Genomic DNA, 26,575 nt, shown 5'->3' on the forward strand with positions numbered 1-26,575 from the left:
TAACTGTAACACAATGAAACCGCCTTCAAGGATAGAAGGTGGTTTCTAAATGAGGGGGTCATTTGTACAAAAATTTACGGCTGCTCCGGATGGTTGGACATTTCACCTACTAAGGAGAAGACATTTGTCTACCCGTGATTTTTTCATTGGAAAGATAACAGCTTAGGCATCTGATTTATTGAAATCTTTGCTCAATAATCATTTTTATTTGTGTTATATTCTAGAAAGATTTTTCACCTGTTTCTGTTTATGCACGTCATAAGCAATACCATTCAAAGAGAGGAGGAGTCTAGTTCAATTGGAAGACCCAATAAAATGGAGCAGGACCCAGGAGAGCACTCGAATCTGCAGTCATTCTTACTGAGAAAGTATGGATGGGGGTGAGACGATGGAACCGGAAAAGGATTGGAAATCCGGCCTGAAGCGATTGACCTTGAAAAATAGAATTCTTTTACTGTTCGCCGCAGCAACATTGATCCCGTTCATCTGCACCTGTTATCTTTCCTACAACACCATTACATCCATTCTGAATACGAAGCTGCAATCCGGCATTCAAAGCAATTTAAAGCAGGTCAGATTGTCGCTTGAGAACACGCTGAACAATCTGAACCACGTTTCCCAACAACTGACCTTCAAGGGGAATGTCGGTAGGCAGCTTGAAAAGTTTTTGACAGCGAAGCAGCCATATGACCGGAGTTATCTGACGGACGAGATCAAAAGTCAGCTGAATCTCATCACGTTCACTAATCCCAATGTAGGATTAACGTTGTATTATTTACGCGACGATCAGACCACTCTTTTTGAGAATACCGGCATGAAGCAGGCATTCCATATCGATAATCTTCCAATCCTCGCTGAGTATTATGGCATCACCTATTTTGGACCGCATATCAGTCAAGACCGATTCAACAATCAATATGTGCTTTCCGCGTTGCGAAAGGTGGATTTGCCGGAGAGGGAGGATGCCTATGTCTACATTGAGTCCGGTTTCAAGCTGACGCAGAGCATTCTTGATTTGGATGAAGTCAGCAAGCATACCAATCATTTAATTCTGGACAACAACGGAAGAATTTCTTACAGCGAACTTCAAGATATCTTCCCTGAAAATTCATTTTTTTCGGACACACTATCGCCATCCCTGGTAACAGGTATTACGTCCGACTATTATTGGTATCGACAAGTCAGCAATCAGGGCTGGAGCGTGGTCTCGCTTATTGCGAAATCCGACTACAACCGCGAGAAGAACCGCTGGATGATGCAGATGCTGGGGCTGGCGCTGCTGTTCGCCGTAGTCAGTCTGACGATTGGCTGGCTTCTATGGAAAATGGTGTACCGGCCGCTGTCGCGCTTCCATAAGGAGATCAAATCGATTGCGGGCAGCAATTTTAATGCGGCAGCCACGCAATCGAGCATACCGGAATTCGAGATGTTGTTAAACCAATTTCAACATATGAAGGTTCAGATTACGCAGCTGTATTCTGAAATCAAGGCCAAGGAGAAGCGCAGAGCGGATCTGGAGATTGAGAAGCTTCAGTATCAGATCAATCCGCATTTCTTGATGAACACGCTGGATACTGCTCACTGGCTTGCCGTTATGAACGGTCAGGAGGAGATCGACAGGCTTGTCACTTCGTTGAACAAACTGCTCTACTACAATCTCCGCAAAGGCAACAGTGTCGCGACGATCAGGGATGAGATTGATTCACTGAAACAATATCTCATTCTCCAGCAAATTCGATACAATTTTCAGTTCGATGTCAAAATTTACGTGGACGACGCATTGCTCGAAGTGACGGTTCCCAGATTCATTCTGCAGCCGTTGGTTGAAAATTCACTCTATCACGGGCTGGATGACAACGGCAGAATCGAGGTGGTGGTTAGAAAGAATGACAGACTTGAGATCGAAATTCGGGATAACGGTGGGGGGATCTCTGAGGAAACGATTGAGGCATTGCTTGAGCAGGAACAGACCGAGCACCATCGAGTGGGAATGGGAATCGGGCTGAATTATGTCAAACGAATGTTAGCCTTTCATTACGAAGGGAAAGCGAGTCTTTCGGTAACAAGCGAGCTTGGCAAAGGTACCCGCATCATCATTTCGATACAAATCGGGGAGGGGAAATCAACAAAATGATCCATGTTCTCATCGTAGACGACGACAAGCTTGTACGTAAGGGACTGATGTCCTTTTTGCCTTGGGAATCGTTCGGAATGAGAGTTGTAGGCGAAGCTGCCAACGGGGAGAAGGCGCTTGATTTTCTGAAGGCGAATCGGGTAGATCTGTTAATGACCGATCTGGCCATGCCCGTGATGTCGGGCATCGAATTAATTCGGATTGTACGCAAGTTATATCCGGATATCGCGATCGCCGTGCTGACGCTTCATCAGGATTTTGAATACATCCAGGAAGCGCTGCGCCTGGGCGCCATTGATTACATTGCCAAGGTAGAGCTTGAAAAAGAACAGTTCGAAGAAGTATTTCAGCGCATTCACTCGCGCATTATGGCAGAGAAGCAGAAGCACAAGAACGAGGCGGATTCGATCGTAGAAGTTAATTCTTGCGAAACGGCCTATGCGCTATTGACGTATCCGGATGAGCCATTAACAAGCAGAATGGTTGCGGATTGCGTATCCTTGGGCTGGATAGCCGAAACGGAAGGCTCTATTCTGTTGTGGTTGACCGATCTTACCAGGGAGGTTCAGCCTCAAAGTCCCTATGAAGATGCCCCGTTGCCGCCGCTTCCAAACGGAGTGGGAAGCACCGGATGGCATTTGGTACGGCTGCGGCATACTGCCGGTTTATCTCCCTCCGATCTGTTTCAACGGATCCGCGCCTACAGAAGAAGAGATTTTTTCTACGACTGCGACGGCCATGAGCCCTATCCGATTGAGAAGTCTGTCATGGACCTGCTGGTGGAACAACCTGAACCGGGAGAAGAAGAGACGGAGACTGTGAAGGAATTACTGCATGCCTTCACATGGGTCCATGACGACGAGGCTTTTGATAAGCTTTGTAGCCGATTCAAAGAACTGCGTATACCTGTCTCCAAATTAATGCAATGGATCTACGGTTTTATGGTTGACTGGAACCGGCTATTTAGAGCGATACAACCTGATGAGATCAAGATGCCTGACACATTTACGTGCTGGCGGGAGGTGGTGGACTGGCTGAAACATTTCAGGGAAATGGGGATAACGCTGTCAGGCAGCCTGCAGCTGAGCCCGGAAGTGAGCGGCAGCATTATGAACGCGGTCAAGATCGTACACGACGAACTTGATACTCCGTTATTCGCCATCGATGTAGCGAAGCGGGTCAATTTGAGCCGAAGCTACTTCTATCAATGTTTCAAAGAAATCGTAGGCTATTCCTTCAATGAATATCTGCGCAAGGTACGAATCGATAAAGCGCGGGAATATCTGGAGCAGACGTCCAGGCCAATTGTCTGGATTGCCAAGCAAACCGGATACGAGGATGAGAAATATTTCAGCAGAACTTTTCGAGAGCAGACAGGCATGCTGCCGAGCGAATATAGACAGCAGAATAAGGTGAGGTAAACGATTGCTTGAAATTCCCGATGAATCCTCCTGTGCCTGTTAACTCATGAAATATATAAATATTTTGGGTGTAAATTATAACTTTTCAGCCTAAAAGTTGAGTCAATACTTTATTCTTCATAATGACGTTTAGGCTCTTTTTCCAAAGAATAAATCGAAGAAAATCAAATATGTAGCAAGGTTAATGGAGCCACTTGGAAAGGAGCCAGGTGGCTTAATTATTTCATATACAATTTATCAGTCTACTAACACAAGCTAGCTCGGAGGGAAAGCTGGTAGAGGAAGTGACAGATTTGTCATGCTCCACCCGAAGATTGTCATGTCAATCGATGGCACGGTATTGGAATCTCGCTTTATATTAAGCTTATTAAATATAAAGCGAGGAGAAAGCCATTTGGAAAATCCTAAAGGAAAAGAACTAGCCCGTAGATCATCCCTTCCTAAAAGCTGTATGTTTTTTCTTGTTGTCTGTCTGCTCTTGTCCGCAGCAATCCCCAGCATCGCTCGTGCCGAAGCCAATGATCGGATTCATCAAATCGAGCGTTTTATTCAAGAACAACACGATCTAAGTAAAATTCCAGGACTCTCGGTTGTCATTGTAGAGAAGGGAAAAACCGTATATCAAAAAGGATTTGGCTATGCAGACGTAAAAACCAAAAGCGAAGTCACACCCGATACATTGTTTGAAATCGGCTCCACGACCAAAGCCTTTACGGCACTCGCTATCTTACAGCTGGAACAGAAGGGACAATTAAAGCGAACCGATGATGTTCGGACCTATATTCCCTGGTTAGAGTTAAAATATAATGGAGAGCCTCAAACGATCACAATAGATCAGTTGATGCATCATACAAGCGGGATTGCTTCAAACACCATCGTCAAGATTCCTGCAAGCAAAGCCGATAACGCGCTTGAGCTCACGGTTAGAACCTTGGTGGATCAGCCGCTAAACCGAAAACCGGGCAGCTCATTTGAGTATGCGACCATCAATTACGATGTGCTGGGATATGTAATTGAGCGCGTTACTAAACAGCCTTTTGACATGTACATAAAGCAGCATGTTCTTGATCCGATTGGGATGAAGGACTCCTACGTAGGGCTGCATCAGCTTCAATCCGAGGTAATCGCTACCGGTTATAAACTAGGATTTATGAAGGAACAAGCTTACACCGCACCTGTATACAGAGGAAACATCCCTGCCGGTTATATCATCAGCAATTCAAACGATATCGCAAAATGGTTACATCTCCAATTAGGGCATATTTCAACAAGCGAGATGGACCAGCACCTCATTCAAAAATCGCACGAGCCCGATCTTTCCGTTGAGCCCTTCGACCAGAATACGCATTATGCTGCAGGATGGGGAGTTGAACATGGCTCAGGACAAACATATCTCCTTCATGCCGGCGAAAATCCGACGTTCAGCTCCTATTTCATATTGAAGCCTGACGAACAAGTAGGTGTGGCGATCCTGGCCAATATGAAAACAAGCTATACAACAGCCATTGGACAGGGAGTTATGGATATATGGGAAGGCAGAGAAGTAGCGTACCGCCATGCCGACAGCTATCAGCAATTGGATCAGATATTAACCTATATTTTGGCTGCTATTGCGGCTATAGGAGTTTTGCTCCTGTTTCTATCGGTTAGAGTTATTTTAATGACAATCCGAAAACAACGAATCTATAGGCCTTTCAATTTAAAAAGAGCTTTATGGATAAACTTGCACACATTATTCGTAACCATTGTTATCCTGCTCTTGATCAAGGCTCCGAAAATGCTGCTTGGAGGGGTGACTTGGGGATTTATTAAAGTGTGGGCACCAGCGTCGGTCACCGCATTGTTTTACAGCATACTTGCTTTAAGTGAAATCTATTATATCTATATATTAATGCTAGTCCTCACTAGAAAATCCAAATGACAAATTACCCTGCATAAGAATATGCAATATTGCGGTACGTTGGAAGAGCTTTTTCCATATGTTTCGGCACTCTCTGGTCTACTCCGCCTGCAGCTGCATATATTTCTGGAGAATAAAGGCTGCGGGAGGAGGCAAGGCGGATGAGTGACCCCTTGTATGAACACCGGTTTTGGCTGCAGATTCTTGGCGACCACTGCCGGTTTATTTTTACTGCACTTTCACCGAAGGAAAAAACGGATGTTGCGATTGCTGAACGGTTAAGAGACAACTTCGATGCCCTGCTCGGCGAGGCTAGGCGACCGGATGCATCTGCGTTCATCGACAAACTGACGCAAGAGGCCAGTCATGCTGTGCATGAACTGCGCGAGTTCAAGCTGAATCTGCTGGAACGTCAGCTCGCAGGCAAGATAGACCTGCTTCTGACTCCATCTTTCGTGAATCATATGGTGAACGAATTGGAGGAGTACCAGCGAATTCTGGAATCGCTTCTTGAAGGACGCGGCGTTCCCCGTTTTCATGCCTTGCATCACGATCTGCTCTGGCTTCAGGATGCCTTTGGTCATGCGGCAAGCATCGCGGCCGATTTGGATTTTGCGGAGAAGTCCTTGATTGCGAAAAGCATGGCGTTCCAGAAGGATTTTGAAGGCTTTTATCTGAAAGCCGTTGAAATGGTCGGTTATTTACGGACCCATCTTAAGGAATTTCCGGCTATGCACAAATTCCATGCGGATATTGACCTGGAAATGAAGGTGTTCATGCACTTCCTATCGGAGCTTGAGGAGCTTGAATTAACCGGGGAGGTGCTGGATCGGATTAACCCGTTAATGCCTGACCATATGTATCGTGAAGAATGCTACTATCTGTCCAAGCTGGCCGATTTGGGTGAAATAAAGAGCCCGAACTGCGACCCGACTAAGCCCCGTGTTTCTGGTTGATGGAAGCCGGATTGAAAGAACGGTTTCCCAATGTTCTCAAATTTTATGAAGATATATGACGGTAAGCTGTCATATATCTTTTTTTATTCTAGAACTAGGAAGACAACCACAACGAAAGAAGGTAAAAGGAGAGGAAGGGAAACGATGGACCATCCCGTAGAACTGCATAACTACCATACATGGATGGATTTAATTTATCTGAAAAGACCGATAATTCTAAGAGTAGAGACGCGACCAGTTTTATGCTAATCATGCTTAGAAAGGAGAAGGGTTGATGGAAATAGAAAATCTGATTTCGGGAAATTCGAGAGAAGAATTGAGGGCATGGCTGCTGGCACATAGCAAGACAGAGAAATGCTGTTGGGTCATCGTTGGTATGAAACCTAATCCCGAAACGCTGCTGTATTTGGATGCGGTCGAAGAAGCTTTGTGCTTTGGATGGATCGATAGCGTCAAGAAGAAAATTTCTGAAACTGGGCTAGCGCAGAGATTGTCACCCCGAAGTAAAAAAAGCTCCTGGACGGAATTGAATAAAGAACGAGTCCGCCGACTCGAAAAGCTGGGATTCATGAGAGAGGAAGGAAGACGGGTACTTCCCGATATGGACCCCGATTCTTTTAAAATAGATGAGGTTATTGAGCAAAGGATACAAGAGGAGAAGTTAGTCTATGAGAACTTTATGGCATTCCCAGAATTATATAAAAGAGTTCGGATCGATACGATCCAAAGCGTCAAAAATCAGCCGGAATTATTTGGCAACAGACTAGAAAAATTCATAGAAAACACGAGAGAAAACAAAATGTACGGTTCATGGCATGATCATGGTCGGCTGCTGGACTATTAAGTTGAGCTCCCTTAGCAGCGGGGGGACACGGTTTGAAGAGTGGGAAGTAATTTCTACTGGCTCCGCTGACTGAAGACGATAACAACAATAGTAACATTTTTGCAAGACTAATCATCACGGTTTTCGATACAAAATCATACATGTGTCATGAGTCGCCAGGTAGGCGGCTTTTGTTTTTTTCAAAGAATGTATTGACAGCATAAACAACCATATTTATAATTCTCCATAACAACTGGTATAGACAACTATATCTCTAGATGTTTGGAGGTGGATGATGCGATGAAAGAAAAGAAGAGTGCGATTGATAAGAACAGCGTGATACCACTCTACTTTCAAGTGAAGGAGTATTTGCGAAACGAAATCGCAACCGGGCATTATATACCCGAGCAATTAATACCGTCGGAACGGGAACTGGCAGAAGAGTTTGAGATCAACCGACTGACGGTTCGCCAAGCGATCAACGAGTTGGTCCAGGAAGGGCTTCTATACAGGCAGCGTGGCGTAGGCACGTTTGTATCACAGCCGAAAATTGAACAGCCTTTGACTTCGCTGACAAGCTTCAGTAAGGATATGGAGAATCGGGGAATCGTTCCGGGAGCACTGGTGGTGTCGATGAAGGTGATCCCGGCAACCAAGCAGGTTGCTTCCCGGCTGCAGATGGAAGCTGATGAGGAAGTGCTCGAGTTGGTAAGGGTACGCACCGCAGACGGAGAGCCGATGGCGCTTGAACGTTCCTACCTGCGATACGATCAAGTAAAGCCGCTTTATGGTATGGATATGGAGAACGTATCGCTCTATCAGAAGCTGGAGGAGGTTTGCGGAATCAGGCTGGTAAAGGCGATCCAAACGATCGAAGTTGCAAGCGTTTACCCCGATGAGGCGGGCATATTGGAGATCGGACCTCATGAGCCTGCAATGCTGATTGAAAGAATCACGTACACGGAGGGTGCAGACAAGCCTCTGGAATTTGTCCGATCTCTATACAGGGGTGACCGATACAAATTCAAGATCGAAATGAATCTATAAACCCGGAACTTCCTGACATCTATTCGGGTAACCTTCAACGATTGATCATCAATAAGAAATGTGACCAGGGAGGGGAAAACCATATGCTTGCCTACAAATTTGTCTCGACCATGATGGATCATATTGAACTTATTACGCGTGAAGAAAGCGAGTCCATAAACAAGGCTGCAGAATGGATTGCCGATTCCATAGCAAAGGATGGGCTGCTGCACCTGTTTGGCTGTGGTCATTCACATTTGCTGGTAGAGGATTTCTTTTATAGAGCCGGAGGAATGGTGCCGGTAAATGCCATCCTCGAAACTAGCATCATGCTGCATGAGGGGGCAGTTAAAAGCTCTAAGGTGGAGCGGATGTCCGGTTATGCCGAACATATTCTGGATAACTATATCGTTCATCCCGGAGAAGTTATTATTGTGATTTCCAATTCCGGAATAAACAGTCTGCCAGTAGAAATGGCAATGGCAGCCAAGGCAAAGGGACTGAAAGTTGTTGCCTTATGCTCATCCGCTTATTCCGGCGATGAAACCCGCCACCATTCGGGTCATCGGCTTCGGGATATAGCCGATCTGGTCATTGACAATCATATGCCGCATGGAGATGCGCTGGTCGAGCTGCCATCATCAGGGGTTAAAATGGCGTCGGGGTCAACGGCCATTGGCAGTATTATCCTGAATATGGTGATGACTAGCGTTGCCGAGAAGCTGATCGATCGTGGGATTGAACCGCCAATATATGTAAGCGGCAATATCTCGGGCGGCTTTGAACACAATCAGGCATATATTGATCGATACCGCTCGCGGATTAAGCATTTATAACGGCCCTTGTTACAAGCTGATCGGTGAACGAGGCATGAAGCCTATACGGATTTCGAAACGAAACGCAAACAGCGTGTACCTTGCGGTACACGCTGTTTAGGCTTATTTTTAGCACCAATTCTCAGCTGTCCAGCTGTTGATTTAAAGTATCCAGCAGCTCGGCTGCCTGGAGCTCTAATGCCTCCTTTGCGGCCGGAGTGATATACGCATTCATTTTCGGATCCTCAAGATCTCGGGTGAATTTCTCAAGATGGTGAATGGCCTGGGCTACTTGTCTTTTGAGTAAATGATGTTCGGTCTGCTTCAGGCTGTTCGCCAATTGATTCTCAAGCGGTTTTAGAATCTCTCCCGAAGCGGCGCGAAGATTGAATTCCTGTTGAAGCTGTTCCATCACTTGTTCCGCTGTTGCACGGACTTCCACCACTACCGAGTTGGAACGGACGCTGACACCGTTCAGAACAACCGCGGCTTGAACTTCAGCCCTTCCTGCACGGATCGCTTGAATGGAACCGGAATCGGACACGGTGATGATGCTTTCGTCAGAGCTCGTATAGTTGATCGAAGCTTGAGCCAAGTCTGCGGGTTTTCCATTAAACAGGGTTCCGCTCATTGTAAGCTGTGCCTGCTCTCCAGCAGTGAGTACCGACGTATCCAGCTTCAATGCGACTTCTTTCAATGCAACAGGGAGCTTCTTGAGATGGGAGCCTTCCGCATAATAGATTCCGCCATCCTCTGCCAAGGTCATGAGATGGACGTTGTCGGCTATTTTTTTGGATTCCATCGTTTCCGGATTGATAACCGTTAGTGTACGTCCGACCGTGGTGTAGAGCAGACCATCGTCGCCAAAACGGAGAAAATAAGGTCTCCATGTACTTCCGGACGGAGTATTCGGATATAGCAGCTTGCTCTTTTCGATCACCTGTGAAGCTGCGTCCATAGCGAACACGGAATATACGGCGGTTCCTGACGCTGTTTTCCCCCAAGTCACACCCCACAAGCGGCCGTCTGGCCCTTCCTTCAGGTCACCGATCAACTGATGTGATGCCATGCCGGGGATCGCAGGAGAGAATTCCTTGACTTTGCTTTTGGTTTTAGGATCAAAAATGAACATTTTGGCTTCCGAAGCCGCGGGGGTAGAGCCACCGCCTCCATGGATCGTTGTTCCTCCATAGACCAGTCCGTCTTTATAGGCAACGGACATCACGCTTTGATTCTCCACAATATCCGGAATGGTGGTCCAGGTATCGGTTGGTTCATCGTACATAGTCAATGCCCCTTTAACGAGACCATAGTCGGCGATTGTTCCGATGAACAGCTGGTCCTCGCCAGTTGCGAAAGCGAACGGCCTGCTCTGACCATCCTCAATATTGAATGCGAGCGAAGGATTGACGTCTTTCTTGTACGGCTGGGATGGATCGTATTTGTAGATGACAGCACCTCCATAGGTGCCGAAATATATTTTATCGTTTAAAGATCCGATCCCTTCGATTTGTGGAAAGACACGTTCCTGCAGCTCATAGGCATTGGATTTTGGATCAAATATGGATAAGGCTGTATGGAAGCCTCCCATATACAGTTTCCCGTCCGGCCCCATCTCCAGGCTCTGAATATCAATGCCTTCGGCTTCAATTTCAGGCATGATCGTCTCCACCGACTGATCTTCAGGATCAAACAACACGTATTCCAGCTTTTCTGTTACCATGGCCAGCAAGGTTTTGCCGGCTTTATGCCCGGTTTGCGGAGTGACCCAATCATAGGCCCGGACCGTTGAATTTGGCAAAACGACACCCTCTAAAGGGATAATTTCATTGGTCGCCGTATTATAGGTCACCAGTTCACTGTTCACCACGTTCCGGAAATACACCAGATCACGGTCTAGTGGCGAAGGAGGAGAGATCATGCTGTCAAAACGGGTTGGTGAAGGCCAAGGGAGAGATTGAAGCACTTCTTCGCTCTCTTCATCCAAAATAAACAGGGTAGTAGCGCCGGAACGTACGAACAGCTTTCCATTATACGACCAGATGTCGGCGATCATGTCATTGGCTCCGGAGTTCGGAAGCTTCACTTCAGATTTTTCACCTGTTTGTCGATCAATCTTGTATAAATAAGCAGGGTTTCCCACCCCGACATAGATATAACGGTCTGTCACCCCAATACCGCGGGCGTACATGACATCCTCTCGAACGCTTCCGAGATCACGGAATTGATTGGAGGCAATATCATACTCGAAGATTTTGGAGTTTGGGTACGTTGCACCGTAAATTTTGCCGTCCGAGGTGGCCGCCAAATCCCAGACCAGCTTTTCCGACGGATTGACGCCTACAGATTCCAACGTTTTCGCAGCAGGGGAATAACGATACAGCATGCCGTTCTCCACGCCGGATAGATATACATTGCCGTCGGAACCGGATACTACACCATACACCGTGTTCACACCTTGAACCGGAGAGGAATAGAGGACTTGGCCGGTTGCGGCATCCAGTGCGTAAAAGGTCGAAGGCGTTCCGTTGGTTGCGAAGTAAACCTCACCATTGGCCATCGCAGCCCCGCTGGTTTTGACCGTTTTCGTCGCTGCTCCCAGATCAATCGGATCTCCGAAGGCAACGGGTACATCTGCTGCTGTGGCTGCAGACACCGTCATATGGTCGAAATAGGCGGTACTGTACCCGGCAGTTCCGGAGTACAGCATGATCTTGGCTGTAACGGCACCGGGAGGAGCGACGCCTTCATGCGTAAGATCCAACCAATCGCTGCTTACGGAGGATAGGGAGGCGCGGCTGTTGCTGATTTCCTTATGATTAGCATCGTAGTAGTATACAATCATCGCCACCGAGCCCTGTTCCAGCAAGGTTTTCACCGAGGAGACATAGCTGGTTCCTTCCGTGACCGGAAAGGAAGAACTGATTAATCCCAGTGATTTTGGTCCTCCGTCGACCATCTTTAAAGCATAGTTGCCTTCGTAGCTTTTGGAGTCCGTGACCGAGATGGAATATTCGTCCGTCAGTGGTGACCAATAATAGGTCCAGCCCGGAATTTCACTGCCATTTCCCAAGTCTTCAAAGCCCGCGTTGTTAATGACGGGTGAGTAATTGGAGACCATCTCGGGGGTGCTCTGGGCGAATCCAGAGCCAAGAGGCGCAAGCGAGCTTACACTCATGGAATAAACGAACAGGATGGCCGTTTTTTTTATCCAGGAATTCATGAACTTCCTCCTTTTATATGGACAATTTCGAGAAGCCATTTGATTGTTGTTGATTGTTCTCTCCTTTCCGGTTCCATCGTGGGAAAAAATTTAAGTAGATTATAGGTGGGGCCATATATAAAGTCAACGTCTTTAAGTCTTCTATAAATAACGCTGAGGCAACACCCCCTCAAGGACTTGTTCATCCTTTTATAGACGGAGATATCATCAACTCAAAACCCCAAAACATCCTCTCATAGAGTTACAAGACCTGGACTGCAGGAGATATCGTCCCGTTATCGAAATAAGAGGTCAACGAGATGATGGAGGTAAACCAAATGGCGGCTCAAAATATCTGTGGTAGACTGCCTCTCTTCTTTGAAAAAGGAACCTTCGAGATATCAGTTGTATGGGATGAAGATCGTAAGTGTTCGATAGAAGATAAAATCAAGGTACTCGGATGTAACCTTTCCCTTTAATGAAGCGTTTTATTGTCTAGTGACAAGAAACTGTTACCTATGGGAGGACACGTATGCGTAAAATGAAGAACAACCGATTAACGAACAAAAAAAGCCCTCAACGGCTCCGGCGACTAATCGCGGTTATTGCCGCTGGAGCCCTTACAATCCATGGCGCAATGTCCATACTACCTTCGCAGGCGAACGCAGAAAGTGCTGATATTTCGATCCGTAATTGGCATCCTTCTTCCGTGCTCACTGTTCCCGAGCTGAAACCTTCCTGGACGGCTCAGGTGGACAACTATCTCAAAATGGACGAGGCCTATTCAGGACGCCATGCCGTTGCCAAAGAGGGCAAGGTGTTCACATTTGCCGGGAGCAGGCTGATTGCAATCGATGCGAAGACAGGTAAAAGGCTTTGGAGCTACGGCAAAGACCTGAAACCTTATCTTGTATATGATCATGGCGTTATTTATGGTCTAACTGCAGATCAAAGGCCCTACGCCGTAAATGCGAAAACTGGAAAATTGAAGTGGCAGTCGAAGACATCCATCTTGATTGATGCACGTTACGGAACAGAGGCATTGGTGCCGACATCCGACACGCTGTATGCGATCAAAGGGAGCATGACCTTTGCATTGGATAAGGCAACGGGTAAGCTGCATTGGAAAATGAACGAGCCGGCGGGAGAAGGTAACGGAACAGATTACTTACATGAGGCGGATGGCGTCGTCCTTCGGACTTTCCTTGTCCAAGGCGCGCTCACGTCCATCCAACTGAATGCTTATGACAAGAAGACGGGGAAGAAGCTATGGGAGGATTTCGGTCAGGGAGCAGCGCTTCAAATCAAAGACGGTCTTGTCTATTCGGTTGATTATTACTCGCCACTGTTGTTTGATTATCAGTCGCTGCCGGACCGCAAATTGATCGTCAATGTGTTTAACCTGAAAACCGGTGAAAAGAAGGGTACTCGCGAATATAACTGGAAACTGTCGGGAGAACCGCCATATCAGTATGGTGGAGGTAGCTCGTTTATGACCGGAGGGAAGTTATATGTCGATCAAGGCGATAAAGTGGCCGAATACCATTTTGATACCTATAAAACAGGCTTAGCTCCTCTACGGACGTTTCAACGTCCCTATGGGGAAGAATGGGAGCTGATCGGGCTCTTGCAGGAACGGCTGATTTTCCAGAACAGAAATACCGGCGGATTGGCCGGTTCCAAACTTGTGAATGGCAGAGTGATTGGATGGAACAGCGATGCACCAGCTGCCCAGATTGACGTGTATGGGAAAGGAATATATCGGGCTCAACGTAATGGTACTTTACTTGGCATCAATTTGTTGACGGCTAAGCCGGTTTTTAGAGTAAAGACGGGTGCGGATTTACACGAATCCACCCTAATGACAAACGGTATGATCATTATCCAGGCGGAGGGCAAGCTCCTCGGTGTAAAAGTACCAGCATCGCTGAGATAAACAAAGAGAAGCCATGTAAAAATGATCGTTTAGACACTTTATGACAGGGACTGGAAATGAGGATATCGCACAACACCGTAATCGAGGTCGCGAACGATATCGGCATATATTCTTAAAGAGATAAGGTAACACATGCCTTCTGTCGGCGTTAACCCGAGTGGACTAGATCTTCCCCAATTTGTCTATGCAGGTCTGGGTGGATAGAACCATTAAATACATTCTATTCCTTTAAACCCTCAAGGAAACCGCCTATTCTATGTGTATGCAATAAAATTAGTAAAGCAATCCGAGAGGGGGGATGGGGTCATGGAATCAATCCTTGATCAGCTGAACCATCGGGGAAGGAGAGCGGCTCTTTGTTACCATTCGATAATTTAGAAGGCTATCGCGACGCGGAAGCTTATGATGCGCTGAATGATTTGGATGAGACCATGGAAGGCAAGTTTTTCTTGGACCTAGGCAATCTTTCCGGCGGCCCTGTATTGGATGTTGCATGCGGGACAGGGAGGCTGACAATCCCTTTGGCTCAACAAGGCCATGATACGACAGGGATAGATATTACGGATGAAATGTTAGAAGCTGCAAAACGAAAGGCAGCCGAACTAAATGTCTCAATAAATTGGGTCCACGCTGATGCAAGACAATTTGAATTGGGTAGAACGTACCGGTTTATTTTCACAACCGGTAACTCATTCCAGCATTTTCTTGATAGAGAATCGGTGGATGGTTTGCTTAGAAGCATTCATAGACATCTGGATGAAAACGGCGTATTTGCATTCGAAACGCGCAACCCCATTCTTTCGCGCTTAGCAGTGGACGATGATTCGGAAAGGGATTCAGGTTCATGGGAGGATAAGGAAGGATTTCAATGCAGCAGTACGTACCTTCGCAAGTATGATCATAGAAAACAGTTGGAATTTTATAAGTTTACAAATCGGAGATGGAAGGCCGGGACTGATGTCACGGTAACCGAAGAAAATTTTGCACTTCGTTACTTTTATCCACAAGAACTTGAAAGTTTATTATATTATAACGGATTTAAGCTTGAAGAGATGTACGGAAATTTTGATAAAAGTGTATTCCAAGCCGATAGTCCGCTTATGGTTTGTGTCTGCCGGAAGCGTTAAGAAGGTTGAAGCCTCAAATATTATTGACCTTCTGTAGCAAATACGGTTGAATTTTTTTTGATAGATGCCTTAAGATCTAAAAGATTGCTCATAGGAAGTACATCCCCCACGTGAAGTCGGGATTTGTACTTTTATCTCGAAATTTAGCTCTAAAAAAATCCCATCAAGAACTTCATGACGGGATTTTTTATTTCAATGAATAGGGTTGGATTTGCAGACTGACTCTGTTTACTTCGAAACGTCTTTCAATGGATCCGAATCACGGCGAGCGGCTTTATCGATTTCTCGGTCCAGCTTCGATTGTCCTTGGATTTCTTCAGCTGCTTCCATTTGATCATTTAACTGGTCTTCGATTTGTCCGATTCCATGCGCTTCTTGATGCTGTCTGCTTGTAGCCATTAGGTTCCCTCCAAGTTGTATCTTTATAATCTCTGCATGACTACATTGCACCAAATTGCGAGATCTTATGCAGCCCTGAAATAACGAATTCATGGAATAAACATAACTAATCTAGACTTACTTTTTCCATTTTGATATCATTTGGAAAGACTTAGCTATTTACATCGTTATTTGATTTCAATTTATATTTCAGGATTTAAAGGCCATCCCTTCAGGATGGCTTTTGCTAAATGATGAGGGAGCAGCGAATCCGGGCTTTACGGCGGGTTCCCAAAGATCGATTGATGTATAGAGGTGCCTGGGGGGAGTAACATGCCGAAGCGAATTCTGCTTATCGAAGACGATAGGGAAATCAGCCAGCTGATTGAAAGCCATTTAAAACAGGAAAGCTATGAAGTGCTTATTGCAATGGACGGAGAGGAAGCGGAATCCTGTATTGACAAGGAAGAGTTTGACCTGGTCTTGCTGGATTTAATGCTCCCTAAAGTTAATGGCATGGACGTTCTAAAGCGGATCCGGGAAAAAAGCGTCGTTCCCGTGGTGATTATTTCCGCAAAGGGAAGCGACCTCGATAAGGCGCTTGGACTTGGATTTGGCGCGGATGATTATCTAAGCAAGCCGTTCTCCATGATCGAGCTGACCGCCAGAGTGCAGGCTGCCATTCGCAGGGCAACCCAATATATACGGACCGAAAGTCAGCCAATAGAGGATCGGATTCATTTTAGGGACCTCATCCTTGATTTAAGTACGTTTACAGCACAGGTCCGAGGTCAGAACATAACACTCACCCTCAAGGAATTTCATATTTTGAAATTGTTCTTAACAAATCAGAGCAGGGTGTTCACGAAAGAGCAAATCTATCAATTTGTCTGGCAAGATGATTATTACGGGAATGAAAATGTGATTAACGTTCATATCCGCAGGCTTCGTGAAAAAATCGAGGACGATCCGTCAAACCCGCAATTTATTCGCACTGTTTGGGGAATCGGATATAAATTGGGTGGGTAACCATGATTATCTTTCTAAGCGCATTGATTGCTGTTCTGCTCCTGATGAATATTTGGCAGTATGTTTCCCGAAGAAACTGGAATAGGCACATCCAGGAAATATCGAACAAAATGGCGGACATCATCGAACACCAAACCGCCGAGAAGGTGCTGCTCCAAACCGACCAGCCAGCGGTTCAACATTTGCTCATCCAAATGAACCGTCTTCTGGATTACAACCAAAGAGTGATTGCGGATTACGCCAGAACCAAGGATAGCCTGAAGAAAATGATATCCAACATGTCCCATGATTTGAAGACGCCCCTGACGGTAATTCTGGGGTATGCCGAGAAGCTAAACCATGACGAATCGATCACCGAAGAAGAACGGAAGCAGATGATCCAGCGGCTCAACGATAAGGTGAACAGTCTGGTTGCATTGCTTAACCAATTTTTTGATCTTGTAAAAATCGAATCGGAAGACTATGAAATCCCGCTCAGCAAAATTTCCCTCAATGAGATTTGCCGCCAAAGCGTGCTTGAGTTTTATGAGCTGTTGATATCCCAAGGTCTTCGGGTGGAGCTTGATATTCCGGAGCGTCCCCTTTACATACTTGGCAATGAGCAAGCGCTGCATCGAATATTGAGCAATTTAATATCCAATTCGATCCGGTATGGGAGTGACGGAGGCGTGTTTGGTTTAACTCTTCGGGAAGATGGAGATTCGGTTGCTGTCGATGTGTGGGATCGCGGAAAAGGGATCACGGAAGTCCACCAGGACCGCGTGTTTGAAAGACTCTACACACTAGATGATGCCCGAAATCCGCAATTCCAGGGAAGCGGGCTGGGTTTAAGCATCTCGAAACGTTTAACGGAGGCCATGAAGGGTTCGATTCAGTTAACGAGTACACCGTTTGAGAAAACGATGTTTACGTGCGTTTTTAAACAAGTGTCATATTAGTCCTTCCCAAGAGAGGTGTTCGGTCTGAACGCCTCTTTTTTACGAACTACAGAATGCAACAATTGATTTCAGCCTCACTTAAGAAACTTGTAAGGAATGAGTAAGAAAAATCATCCATTCTCTGCTTTAGGATAGAAGTAATCCAAAGAACGATTATAGACGGGAGGATCAAGCTCGCATGAATGAAGTCATTCGAACCCATGAGCTCACCAAAACGGTAAAAGGCAAAACGATTACCTCGAACGTTAATCTCACGGTAAAAAAAGGAGAAACCTACGGTTTACTCGGACCGAACGGTGCCGGTAAAACGACGATTATGAAAATGCTCACCGGGCTCATCATCCCTACATCCGGAGAGATTATGCTATTTGGCAAGAAGCTTACGGAATCAGCAAAGGACGGGTTAAAGCGAGTAGGAAGCATCATCGAGTATCCGATTTTTTTCGAGCATTTAACGGCGATGGAGAACCTGCGGATCCACTGCGAATATCTGGGCTTTTATGATCGAAAGGCAATCTCCCAAGCGCTGGATATGGTCAATTTACACGGGATTGATGACAAGAAAGTGAAGGATTTCTCGCTGGGCATGAAGCAGCGGCTCGGGATCGTCCGCGCTATGATTACGAAGCCAGAGCTGATTGTCCTGGATGAACCCACCAATGGGCTGGATCCCATCGGGATCAAAGATATGCGGGAATTGATCCGGATGTTAAACAAGGAATACGGCATCACGTTTCTTCTTTCCAGTCACATCCTGGGCGAGATTGAGCAGATGGCTGACCGAATCGGGATGATCCAGCAAGGGAAACTGGTAAATGAAGTGGCACTGGCGGACATACAGAAGCTGCGTACCGATTATATCGAACTGGTAACCTCGAATGTACAGAAAACGGTCTACTTGCTTGAGCATGATCTTCAAATTTCCAATATCAAAATCGTAAAGGACACAAGGATCCGCATATATGATATGAAAAGGTCCACAAGCGACATTTCAAAGACGTTGATATCGAACGATATTGAAATCGAGGAGATCCAGAAGCATACGAGTACGCTGGAGGACTATTTTTATCATCAAATCCAAGGGGGCGGTAAGGTTGGCTAAACTGATTGAGCTCGAGTGGAGAAAATTAGATCAAAAAAAAGTTATTGGTGAAGTGATTGTCTACTGGGTAATTATTATGTTTTTACCAACCTTCTTTATAAAAGTTATCTTTGCTGATATGGCTTTTGTGGATTTCTCAAAAAGCTATGCAAATGCGTTAGAGCTGATGCTGCCGATTCAAATGGGACTTCTTCTGTTTGGCGCTTCCATGATTAATCATGTGTTTATCGAAGAATATAAGAATAAAACGATGTCTTTATCTTTTGGATATCCGATCAGCCGAAAGAAGCTGGTTATGGCAAAAGTGTGTTTTATCTTCCTGGCGGTTTTCCTGTGCACGCTTGTATCCTTTGTCCTGTCCGGGATCACCACCTATGTGATTGATCAGATATTCGATGTGATACATGGACAGCCAACGCTGGAGGACTTCATGGCCTTTACGGTCAGATCGATTGTTCATTCCGTCGTTGTCGCCCTGATCAGCTTTGTTCCGCTGTTTTTGTTCGGAATATGGAAGCGGGCAGTGATTCCGACCGTGATTTGCGCCGTGTTTCTTGCGCAGTTCTCTAACTTCACCGGACTGCTTCATATTACGTTAAATACGGATATGCTATATGGCGTGCTGAGTCTAATCGGCGTGGCCAGTGTGTACTTGTCGGTTGCCAAAGTGAATCAGGTGGGGGATATCTAGCGATGAAGACTTAGGCGGATTTTCGTATACTGCGATTATGCATCGAATCAGTTACCAGATAATCGCTCTCCGCAACCTCTCTCGGGATGAAAGATCTATCCTGTGACCTGGTTGTGGAGTTTTTTTGTGCAAAATGAACTTTTATTGCCTTTGCCAACTCTTATCTATGGAAGGAGGGGGAACATGAGAATAAGCCGTCTTGTCAAACAAGCCAAAAATGGCAACAAGGAAGCTTTATTGCAACTCATCATGGCCGATCAGGACGCTTATTATCGTCTTGCTTATTCATATATGGGAAACGAGCATGATGCGATGGATGCCATGGAAGACATGATTGTATCCATTTATGAAAAGATCGATCAGCTACATAATATTGAAGCTTTCTACAGCTGGAGCAAAACCATTCTCGTCAATCGGTGCAAAACATTGCTTCGCAAAAAGAAGCGGTATTTACCTATGGAAGAAATGCATGAACCATCACATGCCGAATTAACTGACGATAATCCATTTCGCTATACAGAGTCTGCAATAGACATGCATGAGCTCTTATCCCGTCTGAATCCAAAGCAGCGGGAAGTGATCGAGCTTCGTTATGTTCACGATTTGCCGTATCAGACAATTGCGGACATGACCGGTGCACCCCTTGGCACGATTAAATCAAGAATGTCACAAGGAATCCAAAAGCTTAAAGTCTTGATTGGAGGTGATCGTTATGAGAACGATCAAGGAGAAATTACTAGAGCATAAGCAAAGTTTTAAAAGGATACAAGCTCCATCAGAACTTGAGGGAAGACTTCGGAATGCACTTCAGAAAGTTCCCGCTAAACCGAGAAAAAAGAATAAAGCTCTGCTATGGGTTGCATCAGCTGCTGCAGCACTCATTTTGATTGCTGGAATGTATCAATATCCTGCATTCGCTTATTACGGTGCGAAGCTGCTTGATCGAAACGAGTTGATCTCGTTCAGCTTTTCAGAAGTGGCGGAACAAGGCTACGGGCAAACGGTTAATAAAAGCAAAAAGTTTGACGACGGCTCGGTCATTACTATTAATGGTGTCATTGCGGACGATAATGCATTCTTAATGTATTACACCATTGATTTTCCAGCAGGATCCAAATTTGGTCCAGGTGATCGTTCATCTCATTACAACGTGGATAATTTACACGGATTTTTGACGGATTCGGATCCGAAAGAGGGGTATGGGAATTATAACCATGACGGCTCGCAATACAAAGGAGTGTATAAATTCGAGCCAGTTAGTCCATTCTCCAGAACATTAACGGCGACTTTCAGTAAATGGCAGGATAACGGGGAACAGGCATCTTCTGCGATCTCCTTCAAATTTGAAGCAAATAAAGCAATGAAGAGTATTATAAATCAGAAAATTTCAAAATCCGTTGCTGTCGATCAGGGAACTGTTCACTATGACACCATTACGGCCTCGCCATCCTCAACCATCGTGAGAGGGCATTATGAACTGGAGAATAAGGGACACCCATGGTTTTTTGCTAAAACAAAGCTATTGGTGAATGGAACCGAAGTGGAGTACTGGGGAGGAAGATCGAGCAATTACACCAACACGGGATTCCCTGGCTTTGATCTGGAATTCGATGTCCTTCCAACCGACAAGATAGAAACCATCGAGCTTATCCTCGAAAATTTCGATGGATATCAAAAAGTGGAGGAACCTATTTCGCTAGTCTCTCCATCTGATCAATCCATCCGAATAGGCAACGAAAAATTATGGATTCGCAGTGTAACAAAAACCGACAGTGGTTATGACATCGTGATTGCCAGAAAGCAATTTATCATTTTGGAAACGGACAGTTTATCCATACAAGTGGGGTCGAACGTTGTTCCCGTATCATCAATTTCCGCTGCACGGCCTTGGGATCTGAACAACGGTAACATTCTGTGGGAGCAAACGTATTCATTTTACACATCGGATAAGCCGGAACGCCTGTTGTTGGATGGATTCAAATATATAAAAACCTATAATAAAAAGATAACTATTCCTGTAGATAGCAAAAAATAAGATTATACGTTTTTATAACATCTTTGGTTTGAGGATAACGTTTGTAACCCTAGAGGCTAGTCACTTCCTAAAGAGAATGGCTGCCCTTTAGGGTTATTCTATTTTTAATATAAAACTATAAAGAGGCATACTTGGCTCGAAGAGCTTCCAAAACACCAAATAAGTAAAAAAAGTGAAACTATTGTAAAAAACACGAAATTGATAGCGCTTTCTTTTTGGGCCTATAATGAAACCACATGAAGCATAAGTAACACTTTGCGCTTAACAAATCAACTTGGAGGTGCTTGGATGCATCAGCGTGGTTATTCGAGGACCAGATTCAAGTACGTGAAAGGTGATGGATGCTTATGAGTATTTTGACACCTAATAAAAGCAGCCTAGTATGGCTGTTCACGGCCGGAATTTTAATCTTGGTTTTCCTGAGTGTCGCGATCATCGCGAAGCCGAAACCTTCAAATGCTGATCAAGAAGACGATTTTATCGCAACAGTCGATGGTTTTCCGATCCATGCAAATGAATTTCAAAGAGCGATTCATGCCAATAAATCCGGGAACATCCATTATTTCCACGAGAAATATGATGCTGGGCAGTCGGCCACATTTTGGACCACTTCTTACGGAGGAGAAATTCCGCTAGAGTTGTTAAAAGAGAAGGCACTGGAAAATAGCGTGAGTCTAAAAATTCAGCAAATCATCGCCAAGGAGCAGGGAGTGCTGTCTGAAATCAGTTACGACAGTTTCATACATAATCTCAATCATGAAAACGAGAGAAGACGAAAAGCCATCAAAAATAACCAAGTGGTTTTCGGACCCGCCCAATACACCGAGGAGGCTTATTTAGAATATGTGATGGGAAATTCCATTTTATCCGTCAAAAACCGCCTGATGGATCAGGAATGGAAGCCGACTGAACAGCAAATGAGAACGTTCTACGAGACCAAAAAAGATAAGTTGTACAGAGCGCCGGCAACTGTGAAGGTGCAGCAAATATCCTTGTCTTTTCTTGATGCTAACCTGAGTACCGATGAGGAGCTCAAACGTCAGAAAAAGAAGAGAATGAATGCGGTTCTGGGGAAAATTGCATCGGGATTGTCATTTGAGCAAGCAGCCAAAGAACTCGGTCATGAGGGGAAAGTTACGGAGCAATCATACAATCTGGATAGTTACAGACATAACGCTAGGAGTCCGGTTGCTCAAGCAGCCGAAAAGCTTCAAATAGGTGAAGTTAGCGGAATTATTGAAGAAAACGGCCATTTTCATTTAATTCAATGTATTGAAAATGAGAAGGCTGGCTCGAATTTCCTGTCATTTGATGAGATCAAGGAACAGGTGCTAAGAGATTACATTGATCACAGATATGAAGAGTATGTGCGCACACGAATTGCAGATGTGCAGGTTGTTGTGAACGAAGAGTCCTACCAAAACTTCAAGATGTAACGTCCTATATAAGTTGATTATAAGAATACGACTCAGGCAAGGGAGTAAAATGATTCCGAAAAAGTGGAACGGTCGCCTTTGGTTTCAGATTTCTACTGTACTCGCTTATATACAATCAAGAAATCTGGAACCAACAGCGATTGCAGGAACATTTTACGTACATGCCCTGACATCGATCCATTCATTTGTTCAACTTATATAGTTGATTTTACATAAATAAAAAATGAAGGGATGATATGCTTTGAGGCCAAGGTATATGAAAAAAGTGATTTGCATGGTTTCGATTTTCTCCTTGTTCTGTACGTTCTTCACCGCTTTGCCTGAACCAGCGAATGCTGCCGGAACAACGTATTATGTGGACAGCACCGGAGGAGACGACAAGAATAGCGGCACAACCCAAGACGCTGCATGGAAATCGCTGGATAAGGTCAATGCGACTACTTTTTCTCCAGGCGACAAGATTTTGTTTAAAGCCGGGGAGAGCTGGAACGGCAGACTGTGGCCAAAAGGTTCCGGCGAGAACGGACGGCCAATCATTATTGATATGTACGGAACCGGCAGTAAGCCGTTAATCGCCGGTGTAACGACCGAACTTGAAGCCGTCTTTTTGAAAAACCAGCAATATTGGGAAATCAACAATTTGGAGGTGACCAACAGCTCGCCATTGCCTTTTGATCGGGATTGGGAGAATCCGCGGGGACAAAGGCGAGGTGTCTATATCTTAAATGAGGAAGCGGGCATACTGAATCATATTCATATTAAAAATATGAACATCCATGATGTCGATGGTTCCTATACCACACGTTCCGGCGGAATTATTTTCGATTCAGTCGGGTCGAATACGCCAAGTGCGTTTAACGATATTCTCATTGACGGAAATACATTAACGGATGTGGATGCCTATGGGATTTTCATAGGTTCTAACTGCATTTTGCGCTATGGGATGGGCGATTTATGGCCTTGGGTACCGAAGCCTTACGGGCCGTGGACGCCGTCTACCCAAGTGAAAATTGCCAACAATACCGTCATTAGAGCCGCCACGGGCGGGATTGCTTGGAATGTTACCGATGGAGCGATTGTCGAGCATAACACGGTACAGCAAGCCACTTACCTGGCCACGAATGCTTCGATTTGGTGGGCTTATGCGGACAATAATCTCGTTCAATTCAACGAATCTTTTGCAAGCGTTAACGGTGCAGAAGACGGCCATGGCTTCGACGTGGATGCAGGGAACATCAATTCGCTCGTCCAATATAATTACAGCCATGATAACGCCGGCGGCTTTATGCTTTTTGTTAACGATACCTATTACACGATCAATACGATCGTTAGGTATAACATCAGTCAAAACGATAGAAAAAGTATCTTCAGGTACAGCGGTTCAATTGATCATGTCTACAACTACAACAATACCGTTTACGTAGGAGAATCATCAGGCAATCCGGTCATGAGCGATTATTTCACCAAGGCTTCAGGTGCTCCACGCAACATTCATAATTATAACAATGTGTATTACAGTGTCGGTGATAAAGGATGGGATTTAACGGGCCAAACGTTTGACTATAACGCTTATTACGGTGGGAACACGCTGGTTCAGGCCGATGCGCATGCGGTAACTGGCGATCCACGGTTCGTGGATCCCGGAAGCGGCGGCAACGGTATGGACACCGTAGATGGGTACCAATTGCAACCGAATTCGCCTCTAATCGGCGCAGGTATTCGCATTCACGATAATGGGGGGCGGGATTATTTCGGCAATCCATTATACAATGGGGCTCCCGATATTGGTGCCCACGAATACGGCGGTACCGTTCCTCCAGCGGGAGATATGCCGGATCCGATCGTCATTGTTCCGAAACGGCCCGATAGCACGCCAGTTGACAATCTAGCTACACAGGCAGCTGCAAGTACGACCTTTGCAACATCAACTTCGCAGCCCATAGAAAACATCAACGATAACTATTATGACATGGCTTGGTCTACCGATCCTTCGCCTTCATTCCCGAACTATATTACGCTCGATTTCGGTGATCAAACGATTTCTGCTAACCAATTGAAGTTAAATACAAGATTCGGTACAGAAATGGGAATCACGAATTTTGATCTTGAATATAGTAACGGTTCTGCATGGATTCCAGCTCGGACGAATATTCACCTGACTTGGGATATGAATGATGGATCGGACGAGATCAAAACCGTGGAATTCCCGCTCACTCGATTTTCTAAAATAAGATTGAAAGTAAATGAGGGGAACCGCCAATCGGGACGTATTGCGCTGAACGAGCTAGAACTGTACAACAATCCGGATTTATCCAAGGACATGGTGAGCACGACCTTTGCTACAGGAGCAGGCACAATTGCCAATATTATCGACAATAATTTAAACTCGGCGTGGGGGAGTACGGGCGATGTGAGCTTTCCAGGTTATATCACGCTAGACTATGGCGAAAATGCTGTGCCCGTCAACGAAGTCACTTTGGTTACCTTCTTCGGCATTGGCCAAGGGATTACTCATTTCGATGTTGAGTATTACGATGGCAGCAGCTGGAACACGGCTTTATCCAATGCAAGGATTGAATGGAAGCTGAACGACAGCACCAAAGAACGGCATACGGTTACTTTTCCAACGGTTAACGCCTATAAACTTCGATTGAAGGTTAACGATGCGAATCGGATATGGGGAAACATTGCGCTTAATGAGCTTATTGTTAGCTATTCCTCTGAATCCGTACCCGTCACAGGAATTTCGCTCGATAGACCAGCGTTGACCTTTAATTCTTTGTCGGATCGCACAACTAAGTTACTCGCCACGATTGAGCCTGACAACGCGAGCAATAAAAAGATTTCATGGAGTACGGATCAAGCTCAGGTCGTTACGGTTGACGATAACGGATTGGTGACAGCAGTAGGGGAAGGGAAAGCAGTCATTACGGCAGCGACGGAGGACGGGAACTATAAGGCTGCCAGCAGCGTTACCGTCGATTGGACGGCTCCTGAAATTACGATCCATCGCGTTGTCACATCTAAATACAACACAGGTATATTTCAACCGAAATTTGAGCTCTCCGACAGCCTGACCGGAATCGACAATAAGAAAACAGAAGTAATGCTGGACGGGAAAGTGCTAAACACTGTAAGTGATATCCCAATGTACAAGCTTGATCTTGGAACACATACCTTTACAGTAACGGCCTTTGATTTGGCAGGGAATACCGCAACAAAGTCTATTGAGTTTCAAGTCAACACAAGTTACGAGACGCTTGAGGAGTTAGTTCACCGTTTCGCAGACGTGGGGTGGATTGACAACCAAGGCATTGCCAACAGTTTGCTGAAGAAATTACAAAAGCAAAACCTTAGCAGTTTCATTCAAGAAGTACGTGCACAGAAAAGAAAACATATAGCTGCCGAGGCTGCGGGTTATTTACTTCGCGATGCAAAGGCTCTTCGCAATCAATAGAAGACAATCAATCAAAGACCAGGTTCCATGGAAAATGAAATAGGTAATCCAAAGTGATGAATAAGATATTTACATTGAGATCAATTGAAAAACACATCGAATCCAATTTGTTCGATGTGTTTTTCGCTTACCCAACCACCTAGAATAAAATATCTTCATCCCAGGAAGG

The 26,575-nt window shown here is 45.4% G+C and carries 19 protein-coding genes; 17 read left to right on the forward strand and 2 right to left on the reverse strand.

The annotated features are described in order from the left end of the window. Positions 1-388 precede the first annotated feature (388 nt). The 7 genes from J2Z18_RS15130 to J2Z18_RS15160 all read left to right on the forward strand — a co-directional run bounded on the left by J2Z18_RS15130 (position 389) and on the right by J2Z18_RS15160 (position 9,096). The gene (locus tag J2Z18_RS15130; protein ID WP_210094941.1) at positions 389-2,134 is read left to right on the forward strand and encodes a sensor histidine kinase; all 1,746 of its coding nucleotides are present in this window, start codon (positions 389-391) and stop codon (positions 2,132-2,134) included. Next, positions 2,131-3,555: a response regulator transcription factor gene (locus tag J2Z18_RS15135; protein WP_210094942.1), complete on the forward strand. Its 1,425-nt coding sequence runs from the start codon at positions 2,131-2,133 to the stop codon at positions 3,553-3,555. The genes J2Z18_RS15130 and J2Z18_RS15135 overlap by 4 nt, the downstream gene beginning before the upstream one ends. A gap of 451 nt (positions 3,556-4,006) precedes the next feature. Further along, the gene (locus J2Z18_RS15140; RefSeq protein WP_210094984.1) at positions 4,007-5,476 is read left to right on the forward strand and encodes a serine hydrolase domain-containing protein; all 1,470 of its coding nucleotides are present in this window, start codon (positions 4,007-4,009) and stop codon (positions 5,474-5,476) included. Positions 5,477-5,616: 140 nt separating this feature from the next. Beyond that, positions 5,617-6,411 carry a DUF2935 domain-containing protein gene (locus J2Z18_RS15145; protein WP_007131911.1) on the forward strand — a complete coding sequence of 265 codons (795 nt, stop codon included), beginning with the start codon at positions 5,617-5,619 and terminating at the stop codon, positions 6,409-6,411. Between the two features lie 274 nt (positions 6,412-6,685). Beyond that, positions 6,686-7,255 carry a YdeI/OmpD-associated family protein gene (locus J2Z18_RS15150; RefSeq protein WP_210094943.1) on the forward strand — a complete coding sequence of 190 codons (570 nt, stop codon included), beginning with the start codon at positions 6,686-6,688 and terminating at the stop codon, positions 7,253-7,255. Positions 7,256-7,534: 279 nt separating this feature from the next. Then, complete coding sequence (locus J2Z18_RS15155; RefSeq protein WP_210094944.1) at positions 7,535-8,281, forward strand: GntR family transcriptional regulator; 747 nt, start codon at positions 7,535-7,537, stop codon at positions 8,279-8,281. An 83-nt stretch (positions 8,282-8,364) separates the two neighbouring features. Continuing rightward, positions 8,365-9,096, forward strand: coding sequence for a sugar isomerase domain-containing protein (locus J2Z18_RS15160; RefSeq protein ID WP_007131914.1), 732 nt, complete (start codon positions 8,365-8,367; stop codon positions 9,094-9,096). 121 nt (positions 9,097-9,217) lie between these two features. On the opposite strand, the gene J2Z18_RS15165 is transcribed toward J2Z18_RS15160, so the two are convergent. Continuing rightward, positions 9,218-12,298, reverse strand: coding sequence for an FIMAH domain-containing protein (locus J2Z18_RS15165; RefSeq protein WP_210094945.1), 3,081 nt, complete (start codon positions 12,296-12,298; stop codon positions 9,218-9,220). Positions 12,299-12,809: 511 nt separating this feature from the next. On the opposite strand from J2Z18_RS15165, the gene J2Z18_RS15170 reads away from it, so the two are divergent. Together J2Z18_RS15170 and J2Z18_RS15175 are read left to right on the forward strand one after the other, a co-directional pair. Then, complete coding sequence (locus tag J2Z18_RS15170; protein WP_210094946.1) at positions 12,810-14,213, forward strand: outer membrane protein assembly factor BamB family protein; 1,404 nt, start codon at positions 12,810-12,812, stop codon at positions 14,211-14,213. Positions 14,214-14,569: 356 nt separating this feature from the next. Next, positions 14,570-15,340: a class I SAM-dependent methyltransferase gene (locus J2Z18_RS15175; RefSeq protein WP_210094947.1), complete on the forward strand. Its 771-nt coding sequence runs from the start codon at positions 14,570-14,572 to the stop codon at positions 15,338-15,340. A gap of 228 nt (positions 15,341-15,568) precedes the next feature. Here J2Z18_RS15175 and J2Z18_RS15180 read toward each other — a convergent pair whose 3' ends face one another. After that, complete coding sequence (locus J2Z18_RS15180; RefSeq protein ID WP_007131919.1) at positions 15,569-15,739, reverse strand: hypothetical protein; 171 nt, start codon at positions 15,737-15,739, stop codon at positions 15,569-15,571. A gap of 312 nt (positions 15,740-16,051) precedes the next feature. Between J2Z18_RS15180 and J2Z18_RS15185 the strand changes: the two genes are divergently transcribed. The 8 genes from J2Z18_RS15185 (at position 16,052) to J2Z18_RS15220 (ending at position 26,406) form a co-directional block, all read left to right on the forward strand. Further along, complete coding sequence (locus J2Z18_RS15185) at positions 16,052-16,747, forward strand: response regulator transcription factor (RefSeq protein ID WP_007131920.1); 696 nt, start codon at positions 16,052-16,054, stop codon at positions 16,745-16,747. A gap of 2 nt (positions 16,748-16,749) precedes the next feature. Further along, the gene (locus J2Z18_RS15190) at positions 16,750-17,685 is read left to right on the forward strand and encodes a sensor histidine kinase (RefSeq protein ID WP_007131921.1); all 936 of its coding nucleotides are present in this window, start codon (positions 16,750-16,752) and stop codon (positions 17,683-17,685) included. 178 nt (positions 17,686-17,863) lie between these two features. After that, positions 17,864-18,787, forward strand: coding sequence for an ABC transporter ATP-binding protein (locus tag J2Z18_RS15195; RefSeq protein ID WP_210094948.1), 924 nt, complete (start codon positions 17,864-17,866; stop codon positions 18,785-18,787). Further along, the gene (locus J2Z18_RS15200; protein ID WP_210094949.1) at positions 18,780-19,478 is read left to right on the forward strand and encodes an ABC transporter permease; all 699 of its coding nucleotides are present in this window, start codon (positions 18,780-18,782) and stop codon (positions 19,476-19,478) included. The genes J2Z18_RS15195 and J2Z18_RS15200 overlap by 8 nt, the downstream gene beginning before the upstream one ends. 183 nt (positions 19,479-19,661) lie before the next feature. Beyond that, positions 19,662-20,225, forward strand: a complete 564-nt coding sequence (locus J2Z18_RS15205) for an RNA polymerase sigma factor (protein WP_007131924.1) — start codon at positions 19,662-19,664, stop codon at positions 20,223-20,225. Then, the gene (locus tag J2Z18_RS15210; protein ID WP_007131925.1) at positions 20,191-21,513 is read left to right on the forward strand and encodes a DUF4179 domain-containing protein; all 1,323 of its coding nucleotides are present in this window, start codon (positions 20,191-20,193) and stop codon (positions 21,511-21,513) included. Before J2Z18_RS15205 ends, J2Z18_RS15210 begins: the two co-directional genes overlap by 35 nt. A gap of 347 nt (positions 21,514-21,860) precedes the next feature. Continuing rightward, positions 21,861-22,949, forward strand: a complete 1,089-nt coding sequence (locus tag J2Z18_RS15215) for a peptidylprolyl isomerase (RefSeq protein ID WP_210094950.1) — start codon at positions 21,861-21,863, stop codon at positions 22,947-22,949. A 256-nt stretch (positions 22,950-23,205) separates the two neighbouring features. Further along, positions 23,206-26,406, forward strand: coding sequence for a discoidin domain-containing protein (locus tag J2Z18_RS15220; RefSeq protein WP_210094951.1), 3,201 nt, complete (start codon positions 23,206-23,208; stop codon positions 26,404-26,406). Positions 26,407-26,575 lie beyond the last annotated feature (169 nt).

This window comes from Paenibacillus lactis (assembly GCF_017873605.1).
Lineage (GTDB): Bacteria > Bacillota > Bacilli > Paenibacillales > Paenibacillaceae > Paenibacillus_AQ > Paenibacillus_AQ lactis.

What these genes read in the sequence shown, in the direction of transcription:
- J2Z18_RS15150 (WP_210094943.1), top strand. Translation starts at nt 6,686, where the DNA reads ATGGAAATAGAAAATCTGATTTCGGGAAATTCGAGAGAAGAATTGAGG.
- J2Z18_RS15185 (WP_007131920.1), top strand. Translation starts at nt 16,052, where the DNA reads ATGCCGAAGCGAATTCTGCTTATCGAAGACGATAGGGAAATCAGCCAG.
- J2Z18_RS15205 (WP_007131924.1), top strand. Translation starts at nt 19,662, where the DNA reads ATGAGAATAAGCCGTCTTGTCAAACAAGCCAAAAATGGCAACAAGGAA.
- J2Z18_RS15195 (WP_210094948.1), top strand. Translation starts at nt 17,864, where the DNA reads ATGAATGAAGTCATTCGAACCCATGAGCTCACCAAAACGGTAAAAGGC.
- J2Z18_RS15190 (WP_007131921.1), top strand. Translation starts at nt 16,750, where the DNA reads ATGATTATCTTTCTAAGCGCATTGATTGCTGTTCTGCTCCTGATGAAT.
- J2Z18_RS15135 (WP_210094942.1), top strand. Translation starts at nt 2,131, where the DNA reads ATGATCCATGTTCTCATCGTAGACGACGACAAGCTTGTACGTAAGGGA.
- J2Z18_RS15165 (WP_210094945.1), bottom strand. Translation starts at nt 12,298, where the DNA reads ATGAATTCCTGGATAAAAAAAACGGCCATCCTGTTCGTTTATTCCATG.
- J2Z18_RS15130 (WP_210094941.1), top strand. Translation starts at nt 389, where the DNA reads ATGGAACCGGAAAAGGATTGGAAATCCGGCCTGAAGCGATTGACCTTG.
- J2Z18_RS15170 (WP_210094946.1), top strand. Translation starts at nt 12,810, where the DNA reads ATGCGTAAAATGAAGAACAACCGATTAACGAACAAAAAAAGCCCTCAA.
- J2Z18_RS15215 (WP_210094950.1), top strand. Translation starts at nt 21,861, where the DNA reads ATGAGTATTTTGACACCTAATAAAAGCAGCCTAGTATGGCTGTTCACG.
- J2Z18_RS15160 (WP_007131914.1), top strand. Translation starts at nt 8,365, where the DNA reads ATGCTTGCCTACAAATTTGTCTCGACCATGATGGATCATATTGAACTT.
- J2Z18_RS15220 (WP_210094951.1), top strand. Translation starts at nt 23,206, where the DNA reads ATGAAAAAAGTGATTTGCATGGTTTCGATTTTCTCCTTGTTCTGTACG.
- J2Z18_RS15180 (WP_007131919.1), bottom strand. Translation starts at nt 15,739, where the DNA reads ATGGCTACAAGCAGACAGCATCAAGAAGCGCATGGAATCGGACAAATC.
- J2Z18_RS15155 (WP_210094944.1), top strand. Translation starts at nt 7,535, where the DNA reads ATGAAAGAAAAGAAGAGTGCGATTGATAAGAACAGCGTGATACCACTC.
- J2Z18_RS15210 (WP_007131925.1), top strand. Translation starts at nt 20,191, where the DNA reads ATGAGAACGATCAAGGAGAAATTACTAGAGCATAAGCAAAGTTTTAAA.
- J2Z18_RS15145 (WP_007131911.1), top strand. Translation starts at nt 5,617, where the DNA reads ATGAGTGACCCCTTGTATGAACACCGGTTTTGGCTGCAGATTCTTGGC.
- J2Z18_RS15140 (WP_210094984.1), top strand. Translation starts at nt 4,007, where the DNA reads ATGTTTTTTCTTGTTGTCTGTCTGCTCTTGTCCGCAGCAATCCCCAGC.